Below are 22,003 nucleotides of genomic sequence, written 5' to 3'. Positions count from 1 at the left end.
AAGTCACCGCCGGACTTCTTTACAACACATGTTGTGTGTTGCAGGTTGAGAGCCCTGACCGTTTCACGGTCGGGGCTTTCCTTGTTTAACGGCATGATTTGTGGTGCTGAGTGTTGTGAGTGTTGGCCTCACCCTTGGACGGGGTGGGGCTTTTACTGTTTAACCCGGCGGTGGTGTGTGCTGCCGCGGCTGTGGCCTTGCCCTGGATGCGGGTGGGGCTTTTACTGTTTAACGCGGCTCGCGGGGTGTGTGCTGCCGCGGCTATGGCCTTGCCCTGAACAGGGCGAGGCTTTTACTGTTTAACCCGGACTGTGGGGTGTGCTGCCGCGGCTATGTCCTTGCCCTGAACGGGGGCGAGGCCTTTGGTGTTTAAGGTGCTGGTCGGGCTGTTGGTGAGTTACCGTTGCCAAGCCTGGGACGTGTGGGGTTTTGTGTTTAACACCTGCGAGTGCTCCAGACAGAGTCAGGAGAGCCCGGCCGCTTCCGCGCGGACGTATGTTGCGGAGGCCAGGGAGGCTCGGTATCGGTATCGGTATCGGCACGTACTGCTTGGAGGCGTGTGCCCGCGAGAGGGCAGGGTGTGTCTGGCGTGGGTAGGGCGCGTACCCGGTGCGCGCGCCCTACTTATCCGCGGCGCAGGGAGGCCGGGAAGAAGAACGCCCGGAGCCTAACCGTTACGGGCCGGGTGGCACGCAGCGTGCGGGCGATGTCCCGCACAATCGGCCGGAAACCTCCGACACCCTGAACCGGTGCGCCCGTTGCGTCGCGGCCGTAGCTTCCCCCTCCGGCACCCTGAACCTGTGCCCGCGTCGCGCCGCGGCCGTAGCTTTCCCCCTCGAGCGCATGCAGGAGGTCCGCACAGCCGGACTGCTCGGTGGACATCGTGGCCTGGAGCCTGGCTGCGAAATCGCGTGCTGTTTCGCCCGCGATCGGGGCGAGCCCGAGGTCGGTAGCTGTCGCCTCCAGCTCGGCCCAGGCTGCACCCGCAGGGGTACCGGCACGGGCACCGTGACGATAGCGTCGCTCGCGCTGCCAGATTCGGGCGAGAGCCTGACCGAAGATCAAAGCGAGTAGAACGAGGACACCCAGCACGGTTACGCCGAACTGCGTCGACGCCGTGCCCGTGGAGGACTCTCCGGGGGCCTGGGTGGGGCTGTTGGAGGCCGACGGAGCCGGGGCCGCTGTGGGCACGGGGGCCGCGCTCGGGGCACTGGTAGGAGCGGCGGTGGGTGCCGTGGTGGGAGCGGTTGTCGGATTCGGAGCCGCCTGCGCAAACTGCGCGGGGACCCCGCGACTCGTGGTGGGTTCAAACGAGATCCACCCGGCACCCTCGAAGTAGAGCTCCGGCCAGGCATGAAGCTGCTGTGAGGTGACACGATATGTCTGTTGGCCGTCATCGTTCAGCCCATCGGCGGTGCCGGGAAGATAGCCCACCGCGATGCGCGCGGGGATCCCCATCAGCCGGGACATGACCGTCATGGCGGAGGAGAAGTGAACGCAGTATCCGGTTTTGCGCTCGAGGAAACTCGCGATAACCTCGCCTGCCGACCCATCAAACCCCTTCTCTACCGGGGCAGATTCGGAGTAGGTGAAGTCGTTGCGGAAGTAGTCCTGCAGCGCCATCGCACGGTCATAGTCGGTGGTGGCACCGGCGGTCACCTCGTTCATGACCGCGGTGATCGAGGCCGGGAGATCATCGGGAAGCGAACGGTACCGCGGATCGATCTCGCTGGTACTTCCCGGCGCAGCCGCGCGTAGCTGCTCGGCGCTGGGCTCAACCTGCGTGCTGGTGACGGTGTATCGCTCGGCTCGTGTGTTGGTTTCGTTGCTGTAGGCAGCCAACCCCGGCAGCTCCCAGTTCCAGTCGCCGATGAGGTTGGTTACAGCATTCGGTGCGTACGGCAGCGGAAGCCAGTTTGTGGACAGGGAATCGATGGAGATTGTGGTGGTGACTCGGGCGGTTGGTGTCTCCGCGTCGAGGCCCGGAGGCGCGGGGAACTCCACGACGCTGGAGTTTGGCGCGGCCTCGAAGGGGCGTGGCTGCCAGAGGGTGCGATCCAAATCGTCGATGGTGAAGACGCGGAGATAGAGCGGGATCTCCGAGGTGGTCACATAGGTCAGCGCGACGGTGTTGGCACCACGACGGAGGTCGTCGCCGAGGGTGATCATCGGGTTGATACCCGTCTCGAATGGCCCCGCCTGATTGCCGATCGCCAGGGGCTTGCTGCCCACGGTGGCGGTGAGCGCGGGGGCGGCGGTCAGCGCGGTGATGACCGCGATCGCGGCCACCGGAATCGCGATGGGACGGAACCATCCACCGTGTTCGGCGGACGGGGATACCGGGCGGGTGAGCGTCAGCAGAAGTAGGATCGAGAGCGCAAACGCGGTGAAGGAGGCCACATTCAGCCCGGGGGTGATGACCAGCTGAGGCGCCGCGTAGACGGCCACCGACAGCAGGATGGCGAACAGCGGAAGGCCCGCGATGAGGACCAGCGCCGCCGAGACAAAGGCGATCAGCAGAACGGCGAGTGTGATCAGAAAGCGGAAACCGTCGCCGGGGAGAAGCGGGGCAGCTCCCGAGAGCATCTCATCCAACCCGGCCGAGGTGAGCGAGCCAAATGAGAGCAGCGTCCCGGGTAGCGGAAGAATGCCCAGCAGAGCATTCCCGGGGCTGAACGCCAGGGTGAGCCCGGCGAGCCCGGTGAGCGCGCCGGCGGCCCACGGAACCACCGCGCGCAGGACACGAGAGCTGCGCGCGGCGGGGCGATCCATCCAGAATCTGAGGGCCAGGATGACGCCGTACATGAGCGTGGCGATGACCAACGGGACCATGATCCACGTCGTGCCCAGGAAGATGCTTCCGAAACCACCCAGACCGGTTGCCACCAGGAGCAGGGTTGCCACGGCCTGGATACTCGGTCTGAGCCGGTCCATCGTTCGTGGGCGTGACGTGGGCACGGACTCGGGCCTCATCGTTTCGCCCCCTCACGCGGCAGCCGGACGGGCTCCGGCGAGGGCATGTCCACGCAGACCCATCCTGCCGTCTCGAGGATCGAACGCGTCTCGATCGGAAGTTCGGCGACAAGCAGGGCGGTACCGGAATCAATTTTGGCGCACAGCGCCGCATACTCGGCCGCCACCGCGGGAGTCACCCGACCCAGAACCGCGATCACCGCATGCCGTCGCGAGAGTGTCGAGTGCAGCGCACTCACCGACACCGAGTGGGCGGAGGGTTCGGCACGGGCCAACGCCAGCAGCGCGGGTTCGGCCGAGGCGCTGGTGGTTTCGCGGCCACGCGTGGTCACCACGGTGCCGCCGGTGCAGAGCACGGGACGCCAACCGTGCGCGGCCGCGTCAATCGAGGCGGTGGCCGCAAGCGAGACCGCCCACTCAAACAGCGGATCGTACCCATCGCGTGCCCCGGCCGCCCACTCATACATGGGCTCAAACGAAGCACGCGCCGGCGGGCTGAACCAGTGCTCGGCATCGGTATCGAGGACCACATACAGCGTCGGCGACGGAGTGGACTCCTCCTGACGAACCATCAGCTCGCCGTGACGCGCACTCGCGCGCCAATTGACACGACGAATGGAATCCCCCGGGCGATATGCGCGCGGAATCGGATCGTCCAGACCCGACTCGCCGCGCCTGGAGACCCGACCGGCCTGGCCGTCCGCACCCTGCGTGCGCAGGCCTCCGAAGGGCACATGGGTGGCCGGACGAGGCAGGACCGTGATCTGATCGGTGCCGCCAAAATGCCGACGCACGCGGACCAGGCCAAACGGGTCCCCGATGAGTGCCTCGACCGGACCGAGTGTGTGCACACCGCGGCGCTGGGCACGAACCGTGGTGCCACCGGTATAGGCCGATCCGCCGCCGGGCAGGACCACGCGGGTCGTGGGTGTCTCCGGCACCAGCTCGTCGCGGGGGAGTGCCGAGGGAAGCAGATCGTGCCAGTCGGAGACCGCCACGCGACGGGCACCGGGGCCATCCAGACGCACTCGAATGTGCATCCGATCATCCGCGGTCAACGTAGAAATCGGGTGCACCCGTTCGACCCGCACCGATCCGATCGGCCACAGGGCAATGAGGACCCCGAAGGGGAGCAGTGCCGCAAGCAGCAGGCCGGCGGCCATGAGCTGCACCGAGCCCAGTGAGGTGGCCGACACAAAGAGCAGGATTACCACGATGAGCAGTCCCCACCCTCGCGACGTGAGGGCGAAGCGCGCGTTGTGTCGGGGGTGCCGCCGCGGCGCGCGTGCCATGCTAGATCACCTGCCCCGAGTGCGGGACCTGGGTGGCACGAAGAATGTCGCGCAGAATCTCATCGATGGCCGTACCGGTGTGGACGTCGTGCTCGCCGGTACCCCGTCGAGCCGGGATCAGACGGTGAGCCAGCACCGGAATGGCCAGCGCGGCGATGTCATCGGGGAGGACAAAATCGCGTCCATCCAGGGCCGCCCGGGCCTTCGCGGCGCGCACCAGCTGGAGGGTCGCTCGCGGGCTGGCACCAAGCTTGAGGTCCGGATGTTCCCGGGTGGCCCGGATCAGAGCCACCGTATACGCCTCGATCAGCGGGGAGACAAAGACGTGCTGGGCCCAGGAGATGAGCTGTTCGAGTTCGGCCCGGCTGATGACCGAGGTGATCGAGTCGAGCGGGTTGCTGGTGTCGCGTTGGCGCAGCATCTTCATCTCGGCGTCCGCATCCGGATATCCCATCGAGATCCGCAGCATGAAGCGGTCCCGCTGAGCCTCGGGCAGCACGTAGGTGCCCTCCATGTCCAGCGGGTTCTGGGTGGCGATCACTGTAAAGGGATGGGGGAGCTCGTGGGTGTGCCCATCGCTGGTCACCTGACGTTCGGCCATGGCTTCCAGGAGCGCCGACTGGGTTTTGGGGGAGGCTCGGTTGATCTCATCGGCAATCACAATATGGGCAAAGACGGCCCCGGGTTTGAACTCAAACTCCCCGCGTCCGGCATCGTAGATGGACACACCGGTGATGTCGGCAGGCAACAGATCGGGGGTGAACTGGATGCGCCCCACGGTGCAGTCCACACTCGCGGCGAGGGCACGGGCGAGCGCGGTTTTCCCCACCCCGGGCACGTCTTCGATGAGCACGTGTCCCTCGGCGAGGAGCGCGATCAGCGCGAGCCGGGCAGCCTCGGGTTTACCATCGATGACGGTTTCTACGCGTTCCAGGATGCGCTCGGCGGAACTCTGAAAGGCATCCGCGGTCTGCGGGGGTGACGCGGTGGGGTGCTGGTTCATGTGAGATCTTCCGGGTAGGCGTGGCCGGTGGGGTGCTGGTTCATCCGAGGTCTTCGGGGTAGACGCGACCGATGGGGGCCGGAACCGGCACAGCGTGAATACGGTCAAAGCGCAGGGCATTGACGGCTAGCGCGGCGAAGACCCCGAGAAAGCCGAGAATGGTGAAGGGATAAGACAGCGATCGCAGCGTTTCGTGGACGGGTTCCCAGGGGTTGGGGGTGTCCGGGAAGGACTCCTGGTAGTAGCCGCCGGACAGATTTATCAGGCTCTGCGCAAAAACGCCGTAGATACCCAGGACGAGTGCAACAATGCCCACGGTCCAGAGCGTGATCAGCCACGGATTTCGACGCCGCTTGGGCTTCACATATTCCGCACCGTCCAGGAAGTCCTCCGGGGGCTGGCCCCAGGTCTGGGGGGATCCGGCATGTGTGGCCGCCGGCGTGGCCGGGACCGAGGGGGTGGGTACGGAGGCCCGCGCGGCCGGGGCGGGCTCCTGAGTACGCGTTACCGGTGCCGTCGAGGAAGGTGCGGGAAGGTGCGGCTCGGGTGCGGCGAAGTTGCCTGAGATTTCCGTTTCAGCCTGGGATTTTTTGGGTTCACGGATGCCCGCCGAGTCGGCATACCCGCGTTGGAATGCGGGGTCGTATCGTGAGTCCACCACGGGGTCTCGCTTCCCGCCGCGACCGCGCGGCATAGGTTCGGATTGCCCCGATCCTAGCGTCCACTTCTGTCAGCCTCCAGGAAACGAACATCGAGGCGTGCCGTGGATGGCCTCGGATGGAGTGCACGGATGACCCGAGGATCCCGGATCGAGTCGCCGGTCGTGCCCACGACGGTAGGATCGAAACGCCCCCGCACGCGTCTTGCCCCGCGCGTTCGACTCCCCTAACTAAAGGACATGCCCACCGTGACCCTGCGCCCCTGGACCCGCCGCGCCCTGACCACCCTTGCCGGTGCCGGACTCGTTCTCACCCTCGCGGCATGCGGGGGGCCCGCCGGTGTGGGCGGGGCGGCAGCGAAGGATGACGCGTCCGGACCCGAACTGAAAATTGCCATGATCACCCACTCGGGCGCCGGCGATACGTTCTGGGACATCGTGCGCTCGGGTGCCGAGGCCGCGGCGAAGAAGGACCATGCCGAACTGCTGTACTCCTCCGACCCCGACGGTGCCCGCCAGGCGCAGCTCGTGGATCAGGCGGTGGACCAGAAGGTTGATGGCATCATCGTGACCCTCGCCAAGCCCGACGCCGTCGCCTCCTCGGTGAAGGCGGCCGTGGCCGCGGGTATTCCGGTGGTGTCGATCAACTCCGGTGAGGATGCCTGGCAGGCCCTCGGCGTGCTCGCCCACTTCGGCCAGAATGAGACCATCGCCGGCGAGGCTGCGGGAACCAAGCTGGACGAGCTCGGTGCCAAAAAGGCCGTGTGCGTGGTGCATGAGCAGGGCAACGTGGGTCATGAGGCCCGCTGCGACGGCCTGGCCAAGACCTTCACCGGCAGCATCGAGCGCCTCTACGTCAACGGTCAGGATATGACCAACGTGGCCTCCACGATCACCGCCAAGCTGCAGACCAGTCCCGACATCGACTATGTGGTCACCCTCGGTGCCCCGTTCGCGATGACCGCGATCGACGCGATCGCCGACGCCGGTAGCTCGGCAAAACTGGCGACCTTCGACCTCAGCGCCGATGCGGTGGATGCGATGAAGGCGGGCAAGATCGCGTTCATCGTGGACCAGCAGCCCTACCTGCAGGGGTATGAGGCGCTGGATAACCTGTGGCTGTACAAGACCAACGGCAACATCCTCGGCGGCGGCAAGACGGTGCTGACCGGACCGCAGATCCTGACCTCCGCCGACGCCGACAAGATTGCCGGCTTCGCCAAGAACGGTACCCGCTAATTTGAGTACCGGTGATCTGATTCTCGACGAGCGGGTGCGCGGACGCGGACTGTTTGAGCGCGTGTTTGTGCGACCCGAAATCGGGGCGCTCGCCGCGGCCCTGGTGCTGTTTGTGGTGTTCGCCGCGGTATCGCCGGTCTTCACCCAGCCCGCATCGCTGGCCACCATCCTGTACGGAGCGTCGACCGTGGGCATCATGGCCGTCGGGGTCTCGCTGCTGATGATCGGCGGCGAGGTGGACCTCTCGGCCGGCGTGGCCGTGACCACCAGCGCCCTGACCGCCGCGCTGATTGCCTACTGGTTTGGCGGCAACATCTGGTGGGGGGTGCTGTTCTCGCTGATCGCCGCGCTCGCCGTGGGCGCGCTCAACGGGTGGCTCCTCACCCGGACCCGGCTGTCGAGCTTCATCGTGACCCTGGCGTCCTTCTTTATGCTCACCGGTCTGAACCTCGGTGTCACCCGGATGCTGACCGGCGGGGTCGCAACCCCCTCGATCGAGGCCGCGCCGGGCTATGAGCTGGGCCGAGAGATCTTTGCCGCCGACGTGCCGGTGTTCGGAATTACGATCAAGATCACCGTGTTCTATTGGATCGCGTTGGTGATCATCGCCACCTGGATTCTGCGTCGCACCCGGGTGGGTAACTGGATTTTTGCATCCGGCGGTGCCCCGGCGGCGGCCCGTGCCTCGGGAGTCCCGGTGCGCGCCACCAAGATCGGCCTGTACATCGGCGTGGGCTTCTGCGCCTGGCTATTGGCCATGCACCAGCTGTTTGCGTTTAAAACCGTGCAGTCGGGGGAGGGCATCGGGAACGAGTTCCTCTACATCATCGCCGCGGTGGTGGGTGGCTGCCTGATGACCGGCGGCTACGGCTCGGCGATCGGCGCGGCGATCGGCGCACTGATCTACGGGATGGCGCTCAAGGGTGTGGTCTACGCCGAGTGGAGCCCCGACTGGCTGAAGTTCTTCCTTGGCGCGATGCTCCTGGCCGCGACCGTGTTCAACGTCTATCTGCAGCGCCGCGCGGCCCGAGGGAGGATCCGATGAACGCCCCGCTGCTGAAGCTGACCGGCGTGGGCAAGACCCACGGCAACGTGATTTCCCTGACGGATGTGGACCTCGAGGTGCACGCCGGCTCGGTGACCTGTGTGCTCGGCGATAACGGTGCCGGCAAGTCCACCCTGATCGGGATCATCTCCGGCAACCACGCCCCGGACTCGGGAACCCTGGAGATCGACGGGATCCCCACGCGGCTAACCTCGCCCCGGCAGGCCCTGGAGCGCGGCATTGCCACTGTCTACCAGGACCTCGCGGTGGTGCCGCTGATGCCGATCTGGCGCAACTTCTTCCTCGGCCAGGAGCTCACCCGCGGATGGGGTCCGCTGAGTCGGCTGGATATTGCCACGATGCGAGAGATCACCCGGCGGGAGCTGGCCGGGATGGGCATCGACCTGCGTGATGTTGATCAGCCCATCGGAACCCTCTCCGGCGGGGAACGCCAGAGCGTGGCGATTGCCCGAGCCGTGTACTTCGGTGCGCGCATCCTCATGCTTGATGAGCCCACCGCGGCGCTCGGGGTGAAGCAGTCGGCCCTCGTGCTGCGTCATATCCGGCACGCGCGTGAGCGCGGACTCGGGGTCATCTTCATCACCCATAACCCGCGTCACGCGATGCCGGTGGCCGATCGATTCCTGATCCTGGGACGCGGTCGCACCATCGGTGCCTTCCCGCGTGAGGAGGCCAGCATCGAGCGGATTACCGCGCTGATGGCCGGCGGGGACGAGCTGGACGAGCTGCTGCGCGAGCTGGACGAGGACTAGCGCGGGTTATTCCGCGGGGCTAGCGATCCTCAAGCTGGTCGCGATGGCGCAGCAAAAACTCGACCGCCGCGTCCTTGAAAGCGCGGGCACCCACGGCGTTGAGGTGACCTCGGCCGGGGATTTCCACAAACTCCGCCCCGGCATCCGCGGCAAGGGCCCGGCTACCCGGTGCCACCGCATCCTTCTCTCCGGTGGCCAGCAGCATCGGCGGGGTGGGGGCCGCACCCAGGGCCGCGTGCTCGCCGCCGCGTACCCCCTCCACCACGGCGATGAGCGCGTCCAGACGGTCCCCCGGGACCCCCTCGGCCATACGGACATAACCGGCGGTCAGCGGATCCGCGATCGGGGTGCCGTGGTCGCGGTAGGCATAGGCCGCGGAGGCATCAAAGGTGGTGAGCGGGTCGCCCTCGGGCATGCCGCCGAGCACCAGGTCGTGCAGCAGTTCGGGGCTCTCTCGGCCCAGTCGCCATCCGGTGCGAGCGCCCATCGAATAGCCCAGATAGTGGGCGCGTGGAACCCCGTGGTGGGCGAGGACCGCGCGCGCATCCGAGGCAAACAGGCCCAGGGAATAGCTGGCAGGGTCGGCGGGGGCATCGGAGGATCCGTGCCCACGCAGGTCGAAGGCCAGGGCCGAGAAACCGGCGCGGGTGAGTTCACGCGTCCATCCACTCAGCTCCCAGTTCAAAAAGGCGTGGGAGGCGAAGCCGTGGACCGCGAGCACCGTGGGATCGCTCGGATCCCCGTAGCGATAGGTGGCCAGGCGCAGCCCATCGGCGGTGGTGACATACTCGGTCGGGACGCTTGGTTCGGTGGGAATCAGCATGCCGTACCTAGCCCGCGTGCCGCTCGAGGAACTCGTACACCTCGGTATCATCCACCCCGGGGAAGGTGCCGCTGGGCAGCGGGGAAAGGATGTGCGCGTGCAGGCGTGCGCTGGGCCAGGACTTGTCCTGCCAGCGGTTCACCAGGTCCTTCGCCGGGCGGCGGCAGCAGGCGGCGTCCGGGCAGGTACTGGTCGCGCGGATCGAGGTCTCGCGCCCGCGGAAGTACTTGGACTGGTTGAACGGAACGCCCACCGAGATCGAGAACTCACCCGCATCCGTGGACCCGGTCTGGGTGGCACACCAGAAGGTCCCCGCCGGGGTATCGGTGTACTGGTAGAACTCGGTGGTCCGGTTGGTGCGCTCAAACGCGGCCCGGGCGGCCCAGTGTCGGCAGATGATCTGGCCCTCGACGGCACCGGTGATGTCCGAGGGGAGGGGGAGCCCGTCGTTGGCGAAGACCTTGGCCACCGCGCCCTGCTCATCCACCCGGAGGAAGTGCAGCGGCATTTCCAGCTGCGAGGTCATCAGGTTGGTCAGGCGAATGCCCGCGGCCTCATGGGTCACACCAAACGCATCGCGGAAGTCCTCCACCGCCAGGTTGCGCTCACGCTTGGCGGCCTGGAGGAAGGAGACGGCGGCGGTCTGTGGCATCAGGCAGGCGGCCGCGAAGTAGTTGATCTCCATCCTCTGCAGGAGGAACTGTGCGTAGGAGGTGGGTCGGGTGTGGCCCAGCAGGCGGTGGGCCATCGCCTGCAGTGCCATTGAGCGCAGGCCGTGCCCGCCGGGGATCGAGGCCGGGGGCAGATAGATCCGACCGTTTTCCAGGTCGGTCACCGAGCGTGCCGAGTGGGGGAGATCGTTGACATAGATGAGCTCGAGTCCCAGCTGCTGGGCCATGATCGACACCGTGCGGTGGGTGATCGCGCCGGCCACGTGGCCACTGGCGCGCACCCGTTCCTCGGCGATCTTCTCGATTTCGGGGAGGTAGTTATCCACCGCCCGCATCTTCTCGCGCAGCTCGGTGTTGGCCCGGCGGGCCTCCTCGGGGGTGGCCACCGCCTCGGTCGCGCGACGCTGAAGCTCATGGTGCAGACCGACGATCGAGGCCAGGGCGTCGTCGGCCAGGCCACGGGTCACCCGGATGGGCGGCAGCCCCAGCTCGGTGAAGACCCCGAGCTTTTGCGAGCGTTCCAGCTCAATCTCCAGCGCCGCCCGCGGAGACGGAGCCTCCGAGGTGAGGAGATCGGCCAGATTGAGGCCCAGCGTCTGGGCGATCTGCTGGAGGGAGGAGAGCTTGGGCTCACGCTTTCCGTTCTCGATCAGCGAGAGCTGACTCCCGGCCAGGCCCACCGATTCCCCGAGCTGATCGAGGGTCAGGCCGCGGGCGGTGCGGAAGTGTCGGATCCGTTTGCCAAGGGTCGCAAGATCTGCGGAGATACCGGTCATCTCTTCATCATAGGGAAAGAATCACGGTTCTTAACACCAAATTACAGCCGTTTTCTTCGATTTATCGCCTCAGGATGGGGTTAGTGGTGAAACTTACACCGCATCCACTCGGCCGAAGGAGACCGTGAGATGACGATGATCGACCAGCGACACGATACCCAAACCGGGACCGAACCGGTCCGTGGCACCGCCCAAGACGGGGCCGGGGCCGCAGACGCCGTGACGTATCCCGCGGCCGTCGGTGTGCCCGCGGCGCTCGCCGAGTGGGTCGCCACGATCGCCGCGCACACCCGCCCCGACCGCGTGGTCTGGTGGACCGGAACACCGGCCGAGGTCACCGCGCTGCAGGACGAACTGGTTGCCGAGGGCAAGCTGATCCGGCTGAACCCCGAGCTGCGTCCCGACTCGTTCCTTGCCCGCAGCAACCCGGACGATGTGGCGCGGGTGGAATCCCGCACGTTTATCTGTAGCGAGAACCCCGCCGACGCCGGCCCGACAAACAACTGGCATGAACCCGCCGCGATGCGCGCCGAACTGAGCGCGCGCTTTGCCGGCAGCATGCGGGGACGCACCATGTTTGTGGTCCCGTTCAGCATGGGGCCGGTGGGCGGTCCGCTCTCTCGGGTGGGCGTGCAGCTCACCGATTCGGGTTACGCGACGCTCTCGATGACCATCATGACCCGGACCGGATCCGCGGTGCTGGACGAGATCGAACGCGGTGCCGACTGGGTGCGCGCGATCCACTCGGTGGGTGCGCCGCTGCTGCCCGGTGAGGCCGATGTGGCCTGGCCCTGCAACCCGGAGAAGTACATCGTTCAGTTCCCCGAGACCCGCGAAATCTGGTCCTTCGGTTCCGGCTACGGCGGAAACGCGCTGCTGGCAAAGAAGTGTTTTGCGCTGCGGATCGCCAGTGTTCAGGGGCGGGACGAGGGATGGCTGGCCGAACACATGCTGCTCATGCGGCTGATCTCGCCCGAGGGGCGTGCCTTTCACATCGCCGGGGCATTCCCATCCGCGTGTGGCAAGACAAATCTGGCCATGCTGCGCCCGGATCTGCCCGGCTGGCGGGTGGAAACCCTCGGCGACGACATCGCCTGGCTCCAGCCGCGTGAGGATGGTCGGCTCTGGGCGATCAACCCCGAGGCCGGGTTCTTCGGGGTCGCACCGGGCACCAATGCCAAGACCAACCGGGCTGCCATCGAGATGCTGGCCGCGCACACGATCTTCACCAACGTTGCGCTGACGGCCGAGGGGGATGTGTGGTGGGAGGGCCTGACCGACGTGCCACCCGCGGGGCTGTTCGATTGGCAGGGTAACCCCTGGGATCCGTCCACGGGGACCCCGGCCGCACACCCCAACGCCCGCTTCACGGTGGCCGCCGAGCACTGCCCGACCGCCGCCGAGAACATCGGTGAGGCCGTGCCGGTGGACGCGATCCTGTTTGGCGGCCGTCGCGCCAGCACCGTGCCCCTGGTCACCGAGGCGCGGGGATGGGCGCACGGGGTCTACCTCGGTGCCACGATTGCCAGCGAAACCACGGCCGCGGCCGAGGGTGCCACCGGCATCGTGCGCCGTGATCCCTTCGCGATGCTGCCGTTCTGCGGCTACCACGTGGCCGATCACTGGGCGCACTGGCTGCGCATTGGCGAGCAGCTGGATCCCGACCTGGCCCCGCGGATGTACCGGGTCAACTGGTTCCGGCGCGACGCCGAGGGTGGATTTCTGTGGCCGGGATTCACCGAGAATGCGCGGGTTTTGGCCTGGATCGCCGGACGTATCACCGGAGAGGCCGAGGCGAACGAGACGGCCATCGGTGCGGTCCCGCTCGCTGCGGACATTGCGGCGGACGGGCTGGACGCGGACCGCCTCAGCCGGCTGCTGACGGTGGACCCGGTCGAGTGGCGCTACGAGGTTGAGCGCGAGGCCGAGTTCTTTGGCGGGGTTGGAAACCGGCTGCCGCTGGAGCTTTCGGGCCAGCTGGCCGAGGCGCGCATTCGGATCGCCCGGGCGTTCGGATGATCGCGTTAGTGGTTCGGGTGTTTGCGATGGGGGTCCGCCGGGCCCGCGACGCCGCACGCGTGTAACCCACGATCACGCCGGGTACCCAGGGGGAGGGTGCCCGGCGTGTGGTGTTTAGGATGCCAGCGCGTTGTAGCGCAGTCGCGGCGGTGCCGATACGTGCACCGAGCACAGCTCGCCCGCCGAGCCTGCGTAGGGGAACGCGGTGACCAGGTGGATGCCGCGGGAATCCTCGAGGGCGTAGGCCAGCGCCGCGGGCCCGGCCGTGCCGGGGCGTGCCTGATAGAGCAGGGTGTGGGCGGCCAAATCCGGGGTGATCTGCTCGCGCAGGCGCAGCAGGTCGCCCCGGCGCGGACCGCCCGAGAACAGCGGCAGCAGCACCTCGGTGAGACGGGCCAGAGGCGTGGATTCTCCATCCTCGGGACGGAAATGGGTCGCCGGCAGACCGAGCGCTCCGGCGAGCTCGCCGTCGATCCACCGTTCGCGTTTGGTGCCATAGGGGGTCTGCACCGGAGCATACAGGTAGCCGTATACGTGTAGGAGACCGGCGTTGGCCTCGGGCGCGGTGGCGGGCAGCCCGGCGCGAGCGCTCAGAACGTTGAGGACCGGAGCGGCGAGCACTGCGGATGCCACGTTCTCATCGACCGCGGTGGATCGGCCCCAGTGGGCAAAGACGCCGGCGGCGCGGTCGCGATCCAGGGCGTCTGCAAGCCAGGGCTGGACGCGGAAGAGGTCCTCGGCGAGGCTGAGCGGGGTGGCTTCGGCCAGCGCGGTGAGGTGGAGCGAAAGGTCCTGCAGATGGGCGTGCAGGGCGGCGGTGTCCGTGGGGTTCGTACGCAGCGTGGAGTGCGCCGCGGACCCGTCGGTCGGGGACGGCGCGAGGGCGGTGGTGCGCGATGCCGCGGTGCCGAAGAAGTGCTTCATGAACTCATGCTAGGTGGAGCATGCTGGGTGACCGCCCGCTCACGCCGATCGGCCGTCACACGTTCACGACCCGTTCACCCACTCGTGGTCATTTCGTCCATTTTAACTTCTTAGTCTGGACGCATCGTCCACAAGGAGAATTGTGATCCCCACCCCCACCCTGATTTTTGACTTTGATGGCACCGTTGCCCTCGGCACCGGTCCGGTTCGAGCCTACGCCGTCGCCGCGGCCACCGGAATCCCCGCCGAACAGCGCGCCGACTTCCTGACCCGGGTCCTGGATGAGCACACCGATCCCGAAGCCCTGGACGGCTACGACCGGGTCGCCCGAGCCGCCCGCCTCCTCGGGGTCGGCGAAGAGCAGCTCTCCGCCGCCTACCTGCACTCACGCAGCGTGCTCGGCGGAGCCGAGGCACCGATCCTCGCCCCGCGCGGATTCCGGGAATTCCTGGAACAGGCCCGGACCCACGCCGAGATCGTCCTGGTCACCAACGCCCCCGCCGCGGGCATCGACCGGGTCCTGCAGACCCTGGGCCTCGCGCCGCTGTTCGACCGGGTTGTCACCCAGGCCGGCAAACCCGCCGGGTTCCCGGCCATCCTCGATGAGCTGGGTGCCAGCCCGCTGCCCGAGCGATTCACCGCCGAGGCCAGGGACCAGAACGCCTCCGCCACCGAATCGGCCGCCGCGGCCGAACGCGGACCGGTCCTCTCGATCGGCGACATCTGGGAAAACGACCTCGCCCCGATTCGCGAGCGCGGCCACCACACGGCCCTGGTCGGCACCCGGCGTCCCGCCGAGGCCACCCCCGACCTCGCGGCCGAACGCCTGGAGAGCCTCTACCCCGAGATGCTCGCCTGGGCCCGCGGCGAATTCATCGCCGCTCACTAAACCTCTACCCCCTCCCTCTCACACCCCCATATTGGAAGGCATAACCATGCTGAAGAAGTCCCTGAGCGCCCTGGCCCTGATCGGTGCCGCGGCCATCGTCCTGACCGGTTGTTCGGCTAACGCCGGCTCCGGATCATCCGCCTCACCCGAAGCCGTCAAGGACCCCACCGAGCTGACCCTCGCGCTGGTTCCCTCGCAGGACCAGTCCGGCCTCGTCGACACCGCCGCCCCGCTGACCGACTTCCTGACCAAGGAGCTCGGCATCACCGTCCACGGCGTCGTGTCCAAGGATTACCAGGCCGCCGTCGAGGCGATGGGTGCAGGCCAGGCTCAGATCGGCTTCCTGCCCTCGCTGCAGCTGTGGCAGGCAAGTGACAAGTACGGTGCCAAGACCGTGCTGCAGACCGAGCGCAACGGCAACATCAGCTACCCCGCCCAGTTCATGACCAACAACCCCGATAAGTACTGCAAGGACAAGCCGGTAGAGCGCGACGGCAAGCTGTACTGCAACGGTGCCGACGCCCTCAAGGGCCCGGCGGGCCTCGACGAGATCAAGAAGATCAAGGGCGCTAAGGTTGCGGTTCTGGGCCCGGGATCCCCGGCCGGTTACATCTACCCGATGCTGGCACTCAAGGAGGCCGGACTGAACATCGACACCGACATCAACAAGCTCCCGGTCACCGCCAACGACGCCTCCGTACTCGCCGTCTACAACGGTGACGCCGAGGTCGGCTTCTCGTTCTGGGATGCCCGCGACATCGTCAAGAAGGACACCCCGGACGTGGGCCAGAAGGTTGTGGTCTTCGCCCTGAGCCAGGAAATCCCCAACGACGGCGTGACCCTGAGCAAGGACCTCTCGCCCAAGCTCCAGGACAAGATCGCCAAGGCACTGGCCGACTACTCCAACACCGAAGCCGGATCCAAGGTGCTGCAGAGCATCTACTCGATCACCAAGCTCGCCCCGGCCGACCCCAAGTCCCTCGACGTTGTGGCCCGTGCCGCAAAGACCCTCGGACTGCAGTAGTGACCCGGATTTCCCCGGAAACCCCGGCGGGGGCCGCGACCGCGGCCTCCGCCCCCTGGTCCATCCGGTTGCGCGACGCGGTGGTTCGCTACCCCAACGGTGTGGTGGGCCTCAAGAAGATTTCCCTCGACATCGAAGCCGGCGAGATGGTCTCCATCGTCGGTCTCTCCGGATCGGGCAAGTCCAGCCTGATCCGCACCATCAACGGCCTGGTGCCGCTTAGCTCGGGCACCCTCGAGGTTGGCGGGCACCGGATGGACCTCGCCCGCGGCCGCGAACTGCGCCGCCTGCGTGGACAGATCGGCATGATCTTCCAGGGGTTCAACCTCGCCGGACGCACCACGGTGCTCAACAACGTCCTGGTAGGGCGCCTCGCCCACACCTCGGTGCCGCGCACCCTGGTCGGTGCATACCGCCAGCGGGATCGACAGCTGGCCTTCGAGGCGCTGGATCGCGTCGGTATGCTCGAACGGGTATATCACCGGGCAGCACACCTCTCCGGCGGCCAGCAGCAGCGTGTGGCCATCGCCCGCGCCCTCGCTCAGGAGCCCGGCATCGTGCTGGCCGATGAGCCCGTCGCAAGCCTCGACCCGCCGACCGCCCACGCGGTCATGGGCGACCTGCGCCGGATCAACCGCGAGCTCGGGATCACCGTGCTGGTCAACCTGCACCTGCTCGACCTCGCCCGCGGTTACGGCACGCGGCTAATCGGGCTGCGCGCCGGGGAGATCGTCTACGACGGACCCGCGGCCACCGCCACCGATGCCGACTTCGAGCGGATCTACGGACGCCCGATCGGTGACCAGGATCTGCTGGGCGGTACGACCGCAGGCTCCGTCCAGGGTGGCGACCAGGATCTGCTGGGCGGTACGACCGCATCTGACGCCGGGGCTCCCGCCGGGACGCCCGCGTGAGTGCAGCAGAGTATCCCGGTCTCCCGGCCAAGCCCGGCGGACGCTGGAAGATCTGGCTGGCCATCGCGATCATCGCGGCCATTACCGCGGTGACCCTGGCCCCCGGCATCGGCGTGGACTTCTCCCTCGACGCCATTGTGCGCAACTGGCGCAACGGTGCCGAGAAGATCGGCCAGCTGCTGGTGCCCGACTGGTCGTTCTTCCCGCGCACGATCGAACCGCTGATCGAGACCCTACAGATGGCGGTGATCGCCTCGGTGATCGGCGCGATCGTCTCGGTCCCGCTGAGCATGTGGGCAGCCCGCCTGACCAATCCCAACCGGATCACCCGCGGACTCGTGCGCACCGTCCTCAACATCGTGCGCGCGGTCCCCGATCTGCTCTACGCCGCGGTCCTGGTGGCCATGGTCGGGGTGGGCGCACTGCCGGGTATCATCGCGCTGGTGCTGTTCAACGTGGGCATCGTGGTCAAGCTGGTGTCCGAGGCGATCGAGTCCGGGGATCCCGGTCCCGGTGAGGCCGCTCGTGCGGCCGGCGGTACCCAGACTCAGATCAACCGGGCGGCGCTGCTGCCGGATATCTGGCCACCGTTTATCAACCAGGCGCTGTACGCGTTTGAGCTCAACGTGCGCGCCTCGACCGTGCTGGGACTCGTCGGTGCGGGTGGCCTCGGCCTCCTGATCGATGCGGTGCGTACCTTCTACCGTTACGACCAGCTCGCGCTGATCATCCTCGAGATTCTCGTGGTTGTGGTGCTGATTGACTGGGCGAGTGCGGCGATTAGAAAGCGTTTGAAATGACAGCCCTGAATACCGCGCCGCGGACCACACGCACCGCCCCCGCGCGCCTGGTCACCCCGCCGGCCAAGCCGCGCCGACCCTGGCGAACGGTCGTCGCCGTGGCCATCACCCTCCTGGTGGTGCTGGTCTTTTGGTCGGTCAAGGTGGACTGGGCGCGCACCGCAAACCTTCCCGCCGACATCGCCCGCTACCTGTGGCTGATGTTCTCCAACCCCGCCTGGGACAAGGTCCCCGAGGCGCTCTGGCAGACCTGGCGCAGCGTCGAGATGGCGTGGGTGGGATGCCTGCTGGGTATCGTGATCTCGTTCCCGCTGAGCTTCCTCGCCGCCCGCGGCATCGGCCCGGCCCCGGTGCGGCTCGCGCTGCGCGGGCTGTTCTCGCTGATCCGCGCGGTTCCCGAGATTGTGATCGCCATCGTCATCCTCTCGGTCACCGGACTCACCCCGCTGACCGGTGCGCTCGCGCTCGCGGTCAACGGCATCGGAACCCTGGGTAAGTGGGGATACGAGGCGATTGAGGGTGTGCATCCCGGACCCATCGAGGCCGTGAACGCCGCCGGTGGAAGCCGCTGGCAGACCGTGCGCTGGGGAATCTGGCCGCAGGCCGCCCCGGAGTTTGTGTCGTTCTGGCTCTACCGGTTTGAGATCAACGTGCGCGCCAGCGCCGTGCTGGGACTGATCGGTGTGGGTGGAATTGGCGATATGCTCACCTCGTACACCCAGTACCGGGAGTGGCCCACCGTGGGTGCGCTGCTGATCGTGGTCATCATCGTGACCATCGCCATTGACCTGACCTCCGGTGCCATTCGTCGCCGGATCACCGAGGGGAGCAAGGCGCGTGACCTCGCCTAGCATCCGTGTCCCGTTCGAGAGGAGCGCCGCCCGTGACCTCGCCTAGCATCGATGTTGTCTCCACCGGGGAGATTCCCACCGCGATGCCCACCGTGCGCATCGCCACCGCCCTGCCGGGCATGCAGCGCAGTGAGCGTCGGGCGGCGGAGATTATCGCCGCCGATCCCGAGAGCGTGGTGGAGCTGACCGCACAGGAGCTCGCCGACCGCGCCGGTGTGGCCCGCTCGACCGTGGTGCGGATGTGCCAGAGCCTCGGCTACCGCGGCTATCCGCAGCTTCGGGTCGCGCTGGCCGGGGAGCTCGCGCTCGCCGGGGAGATCGCCCAGCGCACCGAGGACGCCGACCCGGGCGCGGGTGCGCTCGGCCGGATCCGCGCCGAGATCGTGGCCCTGGCCCAGGTCCTGCCGCAGATTGCCAGCGTGCTGAGCGAACCCGAGGTGGACTCGGCGGTGGACTCGATTGTCGCCGCGGGCCGGGTACTCGTGGTCGCCAGTGGCCTCTCGGGGCCGCTGGCGATGGACCTGGCGATGCGCCTGACCGCGGCCGGCCGTCCGGCGGAAACCCTGGCCGATCCGATCGGCCAGCAGATCGCCGCCCGCGGTCTGCGCGCCGAGGATGTCTGCCTGGTGATCTCCGGCAGTGGTGCCAACGAGGCGAGCCTGCGCGCCGCCGCCCAGGCCAATGAGGCCGGGGCTCGGGTGATCGCGGTCACCTCGTTCCGCAACACCCCACTGACCCGCCTGGCCGCGATCACCCTGCTGCTGGCCCCGGCTGCGAGCTTCCGCCAAGAGCTGGAACACACCTCGCGGGTACCGCACGTGGTATTCCTCGAGGCGCTGGTGGAGACCATCGGCACGCGCCTCGGCGCGGCCGGTGAACGGGCGCGCTCACGCGTGCTCGACGTGCTTGCCGAAAACCTCGGCGACGAGGCGGGCCGCTAGGCTCGCCCACCCCATCGGCGGCTCGCATCGGAAACGAGCCGGCCGAGTGATTGATGCCCCGTACCGTCCTCCAGCGGTGCGGGGCATCGTCGGGTTTCGGGGAAGCGCAACGCCCCGGCCGAGAAACCCGGCCGGGGCGTTGGGCCTGCGCGCTACACAAGGAACTGGTGCTTGGCCAGGTCCCGATACAGCGGCACCGAGGCCACCAGTTCGGAGTGGGTGCCGGTGCCCAGCACGGTGCCGTGTTCGAGAACCACGATCTTGTCGGAGTCTACGACGGTGGAGAGTCGGTGGGCGATGATGATCAGCGTGCGGTCCTTGGCTACGGCGTCCAGGGCCACCCGCATCAGCTGCTCGTTCTGGCCGTCCAGCGAGGAGGTGGACTCGTCCAGCAGCAGCACCGGGTGGGCGGCGAGCAGCGCGCGGGCGATGGCCAGGCGCTGACGCTCACCACCGGAGAGCATGATGCCGTCCTCACCCACGGCGGCGTCCAGGCCGGCGCTGTTACGCGCCAGGACCTCGCCGAGGTTGACGTCGCGCAGCACACGCTCGCAGTCCGCATCGGTCGCGTCGGGGGCACCGAGCAGCAGGTTGTCGCGAAGGGAACCGGCCAGGACCGGGGCATCCTGCTCCACATAGCCGATCTGGCCGCGCAGGTCGCCGCGGTCCAGGGCCCGGATGTCGCGGCCACCGAAGAGGATCGCGCCGTCCTGGGGGTCGTAGAAGCGCTCGATCAGCGCCAGGATCGTCGACTTGCCGGCACCGGACGGACCCACCAGCGCGGTCCGGGTGCCGCGTTCGGCGGTGAAGGACACCCCGCGCAGCACCTCGGTGCGCTCGCCGGTGGTGGTGACGGTACGGATCTCATCGGCCTCGGCCACGCCCCCGGTTGCCGGTGCGGTCGCGTAGCCAAACTTGACGTCGCGGAACTCGATCGCCGCGGCCTCGGCCGAGACGGTGCCGGGATCGCTCAGGGCGGCGGCGATTTCGGCGTCGTGGGCGTCCTCGGCGGGCAGATCGATGATCTCCTGGATCCGGCCCAGGGCGCCGAGCGCCTGGTTGGTCGCGGTGAGCGCCCCGAAGGCCTGGCCCAGCGGCATGATCATCATGAACAGGAACATCACAAACGCGACCAGGCTGGAGATTTCGATCGCGCCCGAGGCCACCCGGAATCCACCGACACCCAGCACCACCAGCAGGGAGGCCTGCATCGCGATTCCGGCCACCGGGACCACCAGGGCCGAGGCCTTGGCGACGCGGATGCCCATCTTCCAGGCGGCGGTCGCGTGCTGCTCAACCCCGGCGATCTCGCGCTCGGTGGCACCGGCCGCACGCACGGTACGGACCGAGCTGATCGCCCGCTCCACGGCGGAGGTCAGGTCACCCACGCGAGCCTGGGCGGCGGCGCTGGCCTGGCGAATCCGCGCCGAGAGCGCGACCACCACGAGCACCGAGACGGCGACCACAAGAACGGTGAGGCCCAGCAGTACCGGATCGAGGATCAGCATCGCGATCAGCGCACCCACAAAGGTCACCGCGCCACCGATGGCCTCGATCAGCCCCTGGGTGAGGACCGCGCGCAGCAGGGTCGTGTCGCTGCCCACGCGGGAAACCAGGTCGCCGGTGCGGCGGGCATCAAACTCGGAGACCGGCAGGCGCAGCATCCGCGAGATCAGACGCTTACGGCTGGAGAGCACCACACCCTCACCGGTGCGCTGGAGCAGATAGTGCTGGTAGCCCATGAGGAGCGCGGAGATGACAACCAGCGCCACCAGCGCCCAGACCAGCGATCCCAGCATCTCGTTCTTCTGTACCTGGCCGATGACCTGGCTGACCAGCAGCGGCTGGGCGAGCGAAGCCAGGGCTCCCAGGACCGAGAGCAGGATGATGAACCACAGCATCCGCTTGTGCTCAAACAGGAACGGCAGCAGCTGCCTAAACGAGGCGCGCGGACCCTCCTGCGGCTTGCGCCGGGCGAAGGGTGAGCGGGACGGTGCGGGCGAGGACATGTGGCCTTTCCTGGTGCCGGACGCGGTCGTGGATCGGCGCGCGGCGGGGTGATTCGGCGGCCGTGGGCATCTGCGTTCTGGCCGGGTACTGGGATGAAACGGTGCGGCAGATCCCGGCGCTCCCACGCGACGATGCGGTGGGAGAGGGAACTGCGTGCTTTCCTTACCGTAGAACACCGGGAGAGCCTGGTCAAACGCATCGGTAACGCGTGTGACCGGGCATTTTCCCGACCCTGCGTCGATGCGGTTCCGACAGTCTGTCGTCAAGATGGGCGTGGCGGCGGACGCCGGGGACAGACGCGGGCCGCGGATCGCTCCGAGTAGGTCCCGAGCGGCCGGCACATGCCAAAGCCCCGCCGCCCGGACACTTAATGTGGCG

The 22,003-nt window shown here is 67.6% G+C and carries 18 protein-coding genes; 10 read left to right on the top strand and 8 right to left on the bottom strand.

Features of this window, described 5'->3' with window-relative positions:
* Nucleotides 1–624: 624 nt before the first annotated feature.
* From M2390_RS10280 to M2390_RS10265, 4 genes are all read right to left on the bottom strand, one after another.
* A complete protein-coding gene (locus M2390_RS10280; RefSeq protein WP_259178509.1) occupies nucleotides 625–2,904 on the bottom strand; it encodes a DUF3488 and transglutaminase-like domain-containing protein in 2,280 nt (759 codons plus the stop codon).
* Between the two features lie 65 nt (nucleotides 2,905–2,969).
* Nucleotides 2,970–4,187, bottom strand: coding sequence for a DUF58 domain-containing protein (locus M2390_RS10275; RefSeq protein WP_259178508.1), 1,218 nt, complete (start codon nucleotides 4,185–4,187; stop codon nucleotides 2,970–2,972).
* A 79-nt stretch (nucleotides 4,188–4,266) separates the two neighbouring features.
* On the bottom strand, nucleotides 4,267–5,268 hold the full coding sequence (locus M2390_RS10270; RefSeq protein WP_259178507.1) for a MoxR family ATPase: 1,002 nt from the start codon (nucleotides 5,266–5,268) through the stop codon (nucleotides 4,267–4,269).
* A 40-nt stretch (nucleotides 5,269–5,308) separates the two neighbouring features.
* Nucleotides 5,309–5,929 (bottom strand): hypothetical protein, encoded by a 621-nt coding sequence (locus M2390_RS10265; RefSeq protein WP_259178505.1) that lies wholly within the window; start codon nucleotides 5,927–5,929, stop codon nucleotides 5,309–5,311.
* Nucleotides 5,930–6,166: 237 nt separating this feature from the next.
* On the opposite strand from M2390_RS10265, the gene M2390_RS10260 reads away from it, so the two are divergent.
* The 3 genes from M2390_RS10260 to M2390_RS10250 are packed head-to-tail and all read left to right on the top strand — an operon-like array spanning nucleotide 6,167 to nucleotide 8,983.
* A complete protein-coding gene (locus tag M2390_RS10260) occupies nucleotides 6,167–7,165 on the top strand; it encodes a substrate-binding domain-containing protein (RefSeq protein ID WP_259178503.1) in 999 nt (332 codons plus the stop codon).
* 1 nt (nucleotide 7,166) lies between these two features.
* Complete coding sequence (locus tag M2390_RS10255) at nucleotides 7,167–8,210, top strand: ABC transporter permease (protein ID WP_259178501.1); 1,044 nt, start codon at nucleotides 7,167–7,169, stop codon at nucleotides 8,208–8,210.
* Nucleotides 8,207–8,983: an ATP-binding cassette domain-containing protein gene (locus M2390_RS10250; RefSeq protein ID WP_259178499.1), complete on the top strand. Its 777-nt coding sequence runs from the start codon at nucleotides 8,207–8,209 to the stop codon at nucleotides 8,981–8,983. Before M2390_RS10255 ends, M2390_RS10250 begins: the two co-directional genes overlap by 4 nt.
* A 19-nt stretch (nucleotides 8,984–9,002) precedes the next feature.
* On the opposite strand, the gene M2390_RS10245 is transcribed toward M2390_RS10250, so the two are convergent.
* Together M2390_RS10245 and M2390_RS10240 are read right to left on the bottom strand one after the other, a co-directional pair.
* Entirely contained in the window at nucleotides 9,003–9,806 is an 804-nt protein-coding gene (locus M2390_RS10245) for an alpha/beta fold hydrolase (RefSeq protein WP_259178498.1), read from the bottom strand.
* Between the two features lie 7 nt (nucleotides 9,807–9,813).
* Nucleotides 9,814–11,253, bottom strand: coding sequence for an XRE family transcriptional regulator (locus M2390_RS10240; protein ID WP_121689339.1), 1,440 nt, complete (start codon nucleotides 11,251–11,253; stop codon nucleotides 9,814–9,816).
* Nucleotides 11,254–11,382: 129 nt separating this feature from the next.
* On the opposite strand from M2390_RS10240, the gene M2390_RS10235 reads away from it, so the two are divergent.
* Entirely contained in the window at nucleotides 11,383–13,272 is a 1,890-nt protein-coding gene (locus M2390_RS10235; RefSeq protein ID WP_259178497.1) for a phosphoenolpyruvate carboxykinase (GTP), read from the top strand.
* Between the two features lie 114 nt (nucleotides 13,273–13,386).
* Here the strand turns inward: M2390_RS10235 and M2390_RS10230 are convergent, their stop codons facing one another.
* Nucleotides 13,387–14,196 carry an amino acid deaminase gene (locus tag M2390_RS10230; RefSeq protein WP_259178494.1) on the bottom strand — a complete coding sequence of 270 codons (810 nt, stop codon included), beginning with the start codon at nucleotides 14,194–14,196 and terminating at the stop codon, nucleotides 13,387–13,389.
* Nucleotides 14,197–14,338: 142 nt separating this feature from the next.
* Between M2390_RS10230 and M2390_RS10225 the strand changes: the two genes are divergently transcribed.
* Genes M2390_RS10225 through M2390_RS10200 form a run of 6 tightly spaced genes read left to right on the top strand, consistent with a single transcriptional unit; the run spans nucleotide 14,339 to nucleotide 19,615 of the window.
* Nucleotides 14,339–15,085, top strand: a complete 747-nt coding sequence (locus M2390_RS10225; protein ID WP_259178492.1) for an HAD family hydrolase — start codon at nucleotides 14,339–14,341, stop codon at nucleotides 15,083–15,085.
* Between the two features lie 46 nt (nucleotides 15,086–15,131).
* On the top strand, nucleotides 15,132–16,109 hold the full coding sequence (phnD, locus tag M2390_RS10220; RefSeq protein WP_259178491.1) for a phosphate/phosphite/phosphonate ABC transporter substrate-binding protein: 978 nt from the start codon (nucleotides 15,132–15,134) through the stop codon (nucleotides 16,107–16,109).
* Between the two features lie 8 nt (nucleotides 16,110–16,117).
* Nucleotides 16,118–17,023: a phosphonate ABC transporter ATP-binding protein gene (gene phnC, locus M2390_RS10215; protein WP_396822917.1), complete on the top strand. Its 906-nt coding sequence runs from the start codon at nucleotides 16,118–16,120 to the stop codon at nucleotides 17,021–17,023.
* Nucleotides 17,020–17,823 carry a phosphonate ABC transporter, permease protein PhnE gene (gene phnE / locus M2390_RS10210; protein WP_259178487.1) on the top strand — a complete coding sequence of 268 codons (804 nt, stop codon included), beginning with the start codon at nucleotides 17,020–17,022 and terminating at the stop codon, nucleotides 17,821–17,823. The genes phnC and phnE (M2390_RS10210) overlap by 4 nt, the downstream gene beginning before the upstream one ends.
* On the top strand, nucleotides 17,820–18,674 hold the full coding sequence (gene phnE / locus M2390_RS10205; protein WP_259178485.1) for a phosphonate ABC transporter, permease protein PhnE: 855 nt from the start codon (nucleotides 17,820–17,822) through the stop codon (nucleotides 18,672–18,674). The genes phnE (M2390_RS10210) and phnE (M2390_RS10205) overlap by 4 nt, the downstream gene beginning before the upstream one ends.
* Nucleotides 18,675–18,706: 32 nt before the next feature.
* On the top strand, nucleotides 18,707–19,615 hold the full coding sequence (locus M2390_RS10200) for a MurR/RpiR family transcriptional regulator (protein ID WP_259178483.1): 909 nt from the start codon (nucleotides 18,707–18,709) through the stop codon (nucleotides 19,613–19,615).
* Nucleotides 19,616–19,767: 152 nt separating this feature from the next.
* Here the strand turns inward: M2390_RS10200 and M2390_RS10195 are convergent, their stop codons facing one another.
* Nucleotides 19,768–21,624 (bottom strand): ABC transporter ATP-binding protein, encoded by a 1,857-nt coding sequence (locus tag M2390_RS10195; RefSeq protein ID WP_259178482.1) that lies wholly within the window; start codon nucleotides 21,622–21,624, stop codon nucleotides 19,768–19,770.
* Nucleotides 21,625–22,003 lie beyond the last annotated feature (379 nt).

The sequence above is a fragment of the Mycetocola sp. BIGb0189 genome, assembly GCF_024810155.1.
Taxonomy (GTDB): Bacteria; Actinomycetota; Actinomycetes; order Actinomycetales; family Microbacteriaceae; genus Mycetocola; species Mycetocola lacteus.
Note: the sequence above shows the minus strand (reverse complement) of the source record. Positions and strands in the feature narration are given on the sequence as shown.

Excerpts from the sequence above, each read along its gene's own strand:
- M2390_RS10270 (WP_259178507.1), bottom strand. The coding sequence starts at position 5,268 with ATGAACCAGCACCCCACCGCGTCACCCCCGCAGACCGCGGATGCCTTT.
- M2390_RS10260 (WP_259178503.1), top strand. The coding sequence starts at position 6,167 with ATGCCCACCGTGACCCTGCGCCCCTGGACCCGCCGCGCCCTGACCACC.
- M2390_RS10250 (WP_259178499.1), top strand. The coding sequence starts at position 8,207 with ATGAACGCCCCGCTGCTGAAGCTGACCGGCGTGGGCAAGACCCACGGC.
- M2390_RS10245 (WP_259178498.1), bottom strand. The coding sequence starts at position 9,806 with ATGCTGATTCCCACCGAACCAAGCGTCCCGACCGAGTATGTCACCACC.
- M2390_RS10240 (WP_121689339.1), bottom strand. The coding sequence starts at position 11,253 with ATGACCGGTATCTCCGCAGATCTTGCGACCCTTGGCAAACGGATCCGA.
- M2390_RS10235 (WP_259178497.1), top strand. The coding sequence starts at position 11,383 with ATGACGATGATCGACCAGCGACACGATACCCAAACCGGGACCGAACCG.
- M2390_RS10230 (WP_259178494.1), bottom strand. The coding sequence starts at position 14,196 with ATGAAGCACTTCTTCGGCACCGCGGCATCGCGCACCACCGCCCTCGCG.
- phnD (WP_259178491.1), top strand. The coding sequence starts at position 15,132 with ATGCTGAAGAAGTCCCTGAGCGCCCTGGCCCTGATCGGTGCCGCGGCC.
- phnE (WP_259178485.1), top strand. The coding sequence starts at position 17,820 with ATGACAGCCCTGAATACCGCGCCGCGGACCACACGCACCGCCCCCGCG.
- M2390_RS10195 (WP_259178482.1), bottom strand. The coding sequence starts at position 21,624 with ATGTCCTCGCCCGCACCGTCCCGCTCACCCTTCGCCCGGCGCAAGCCG.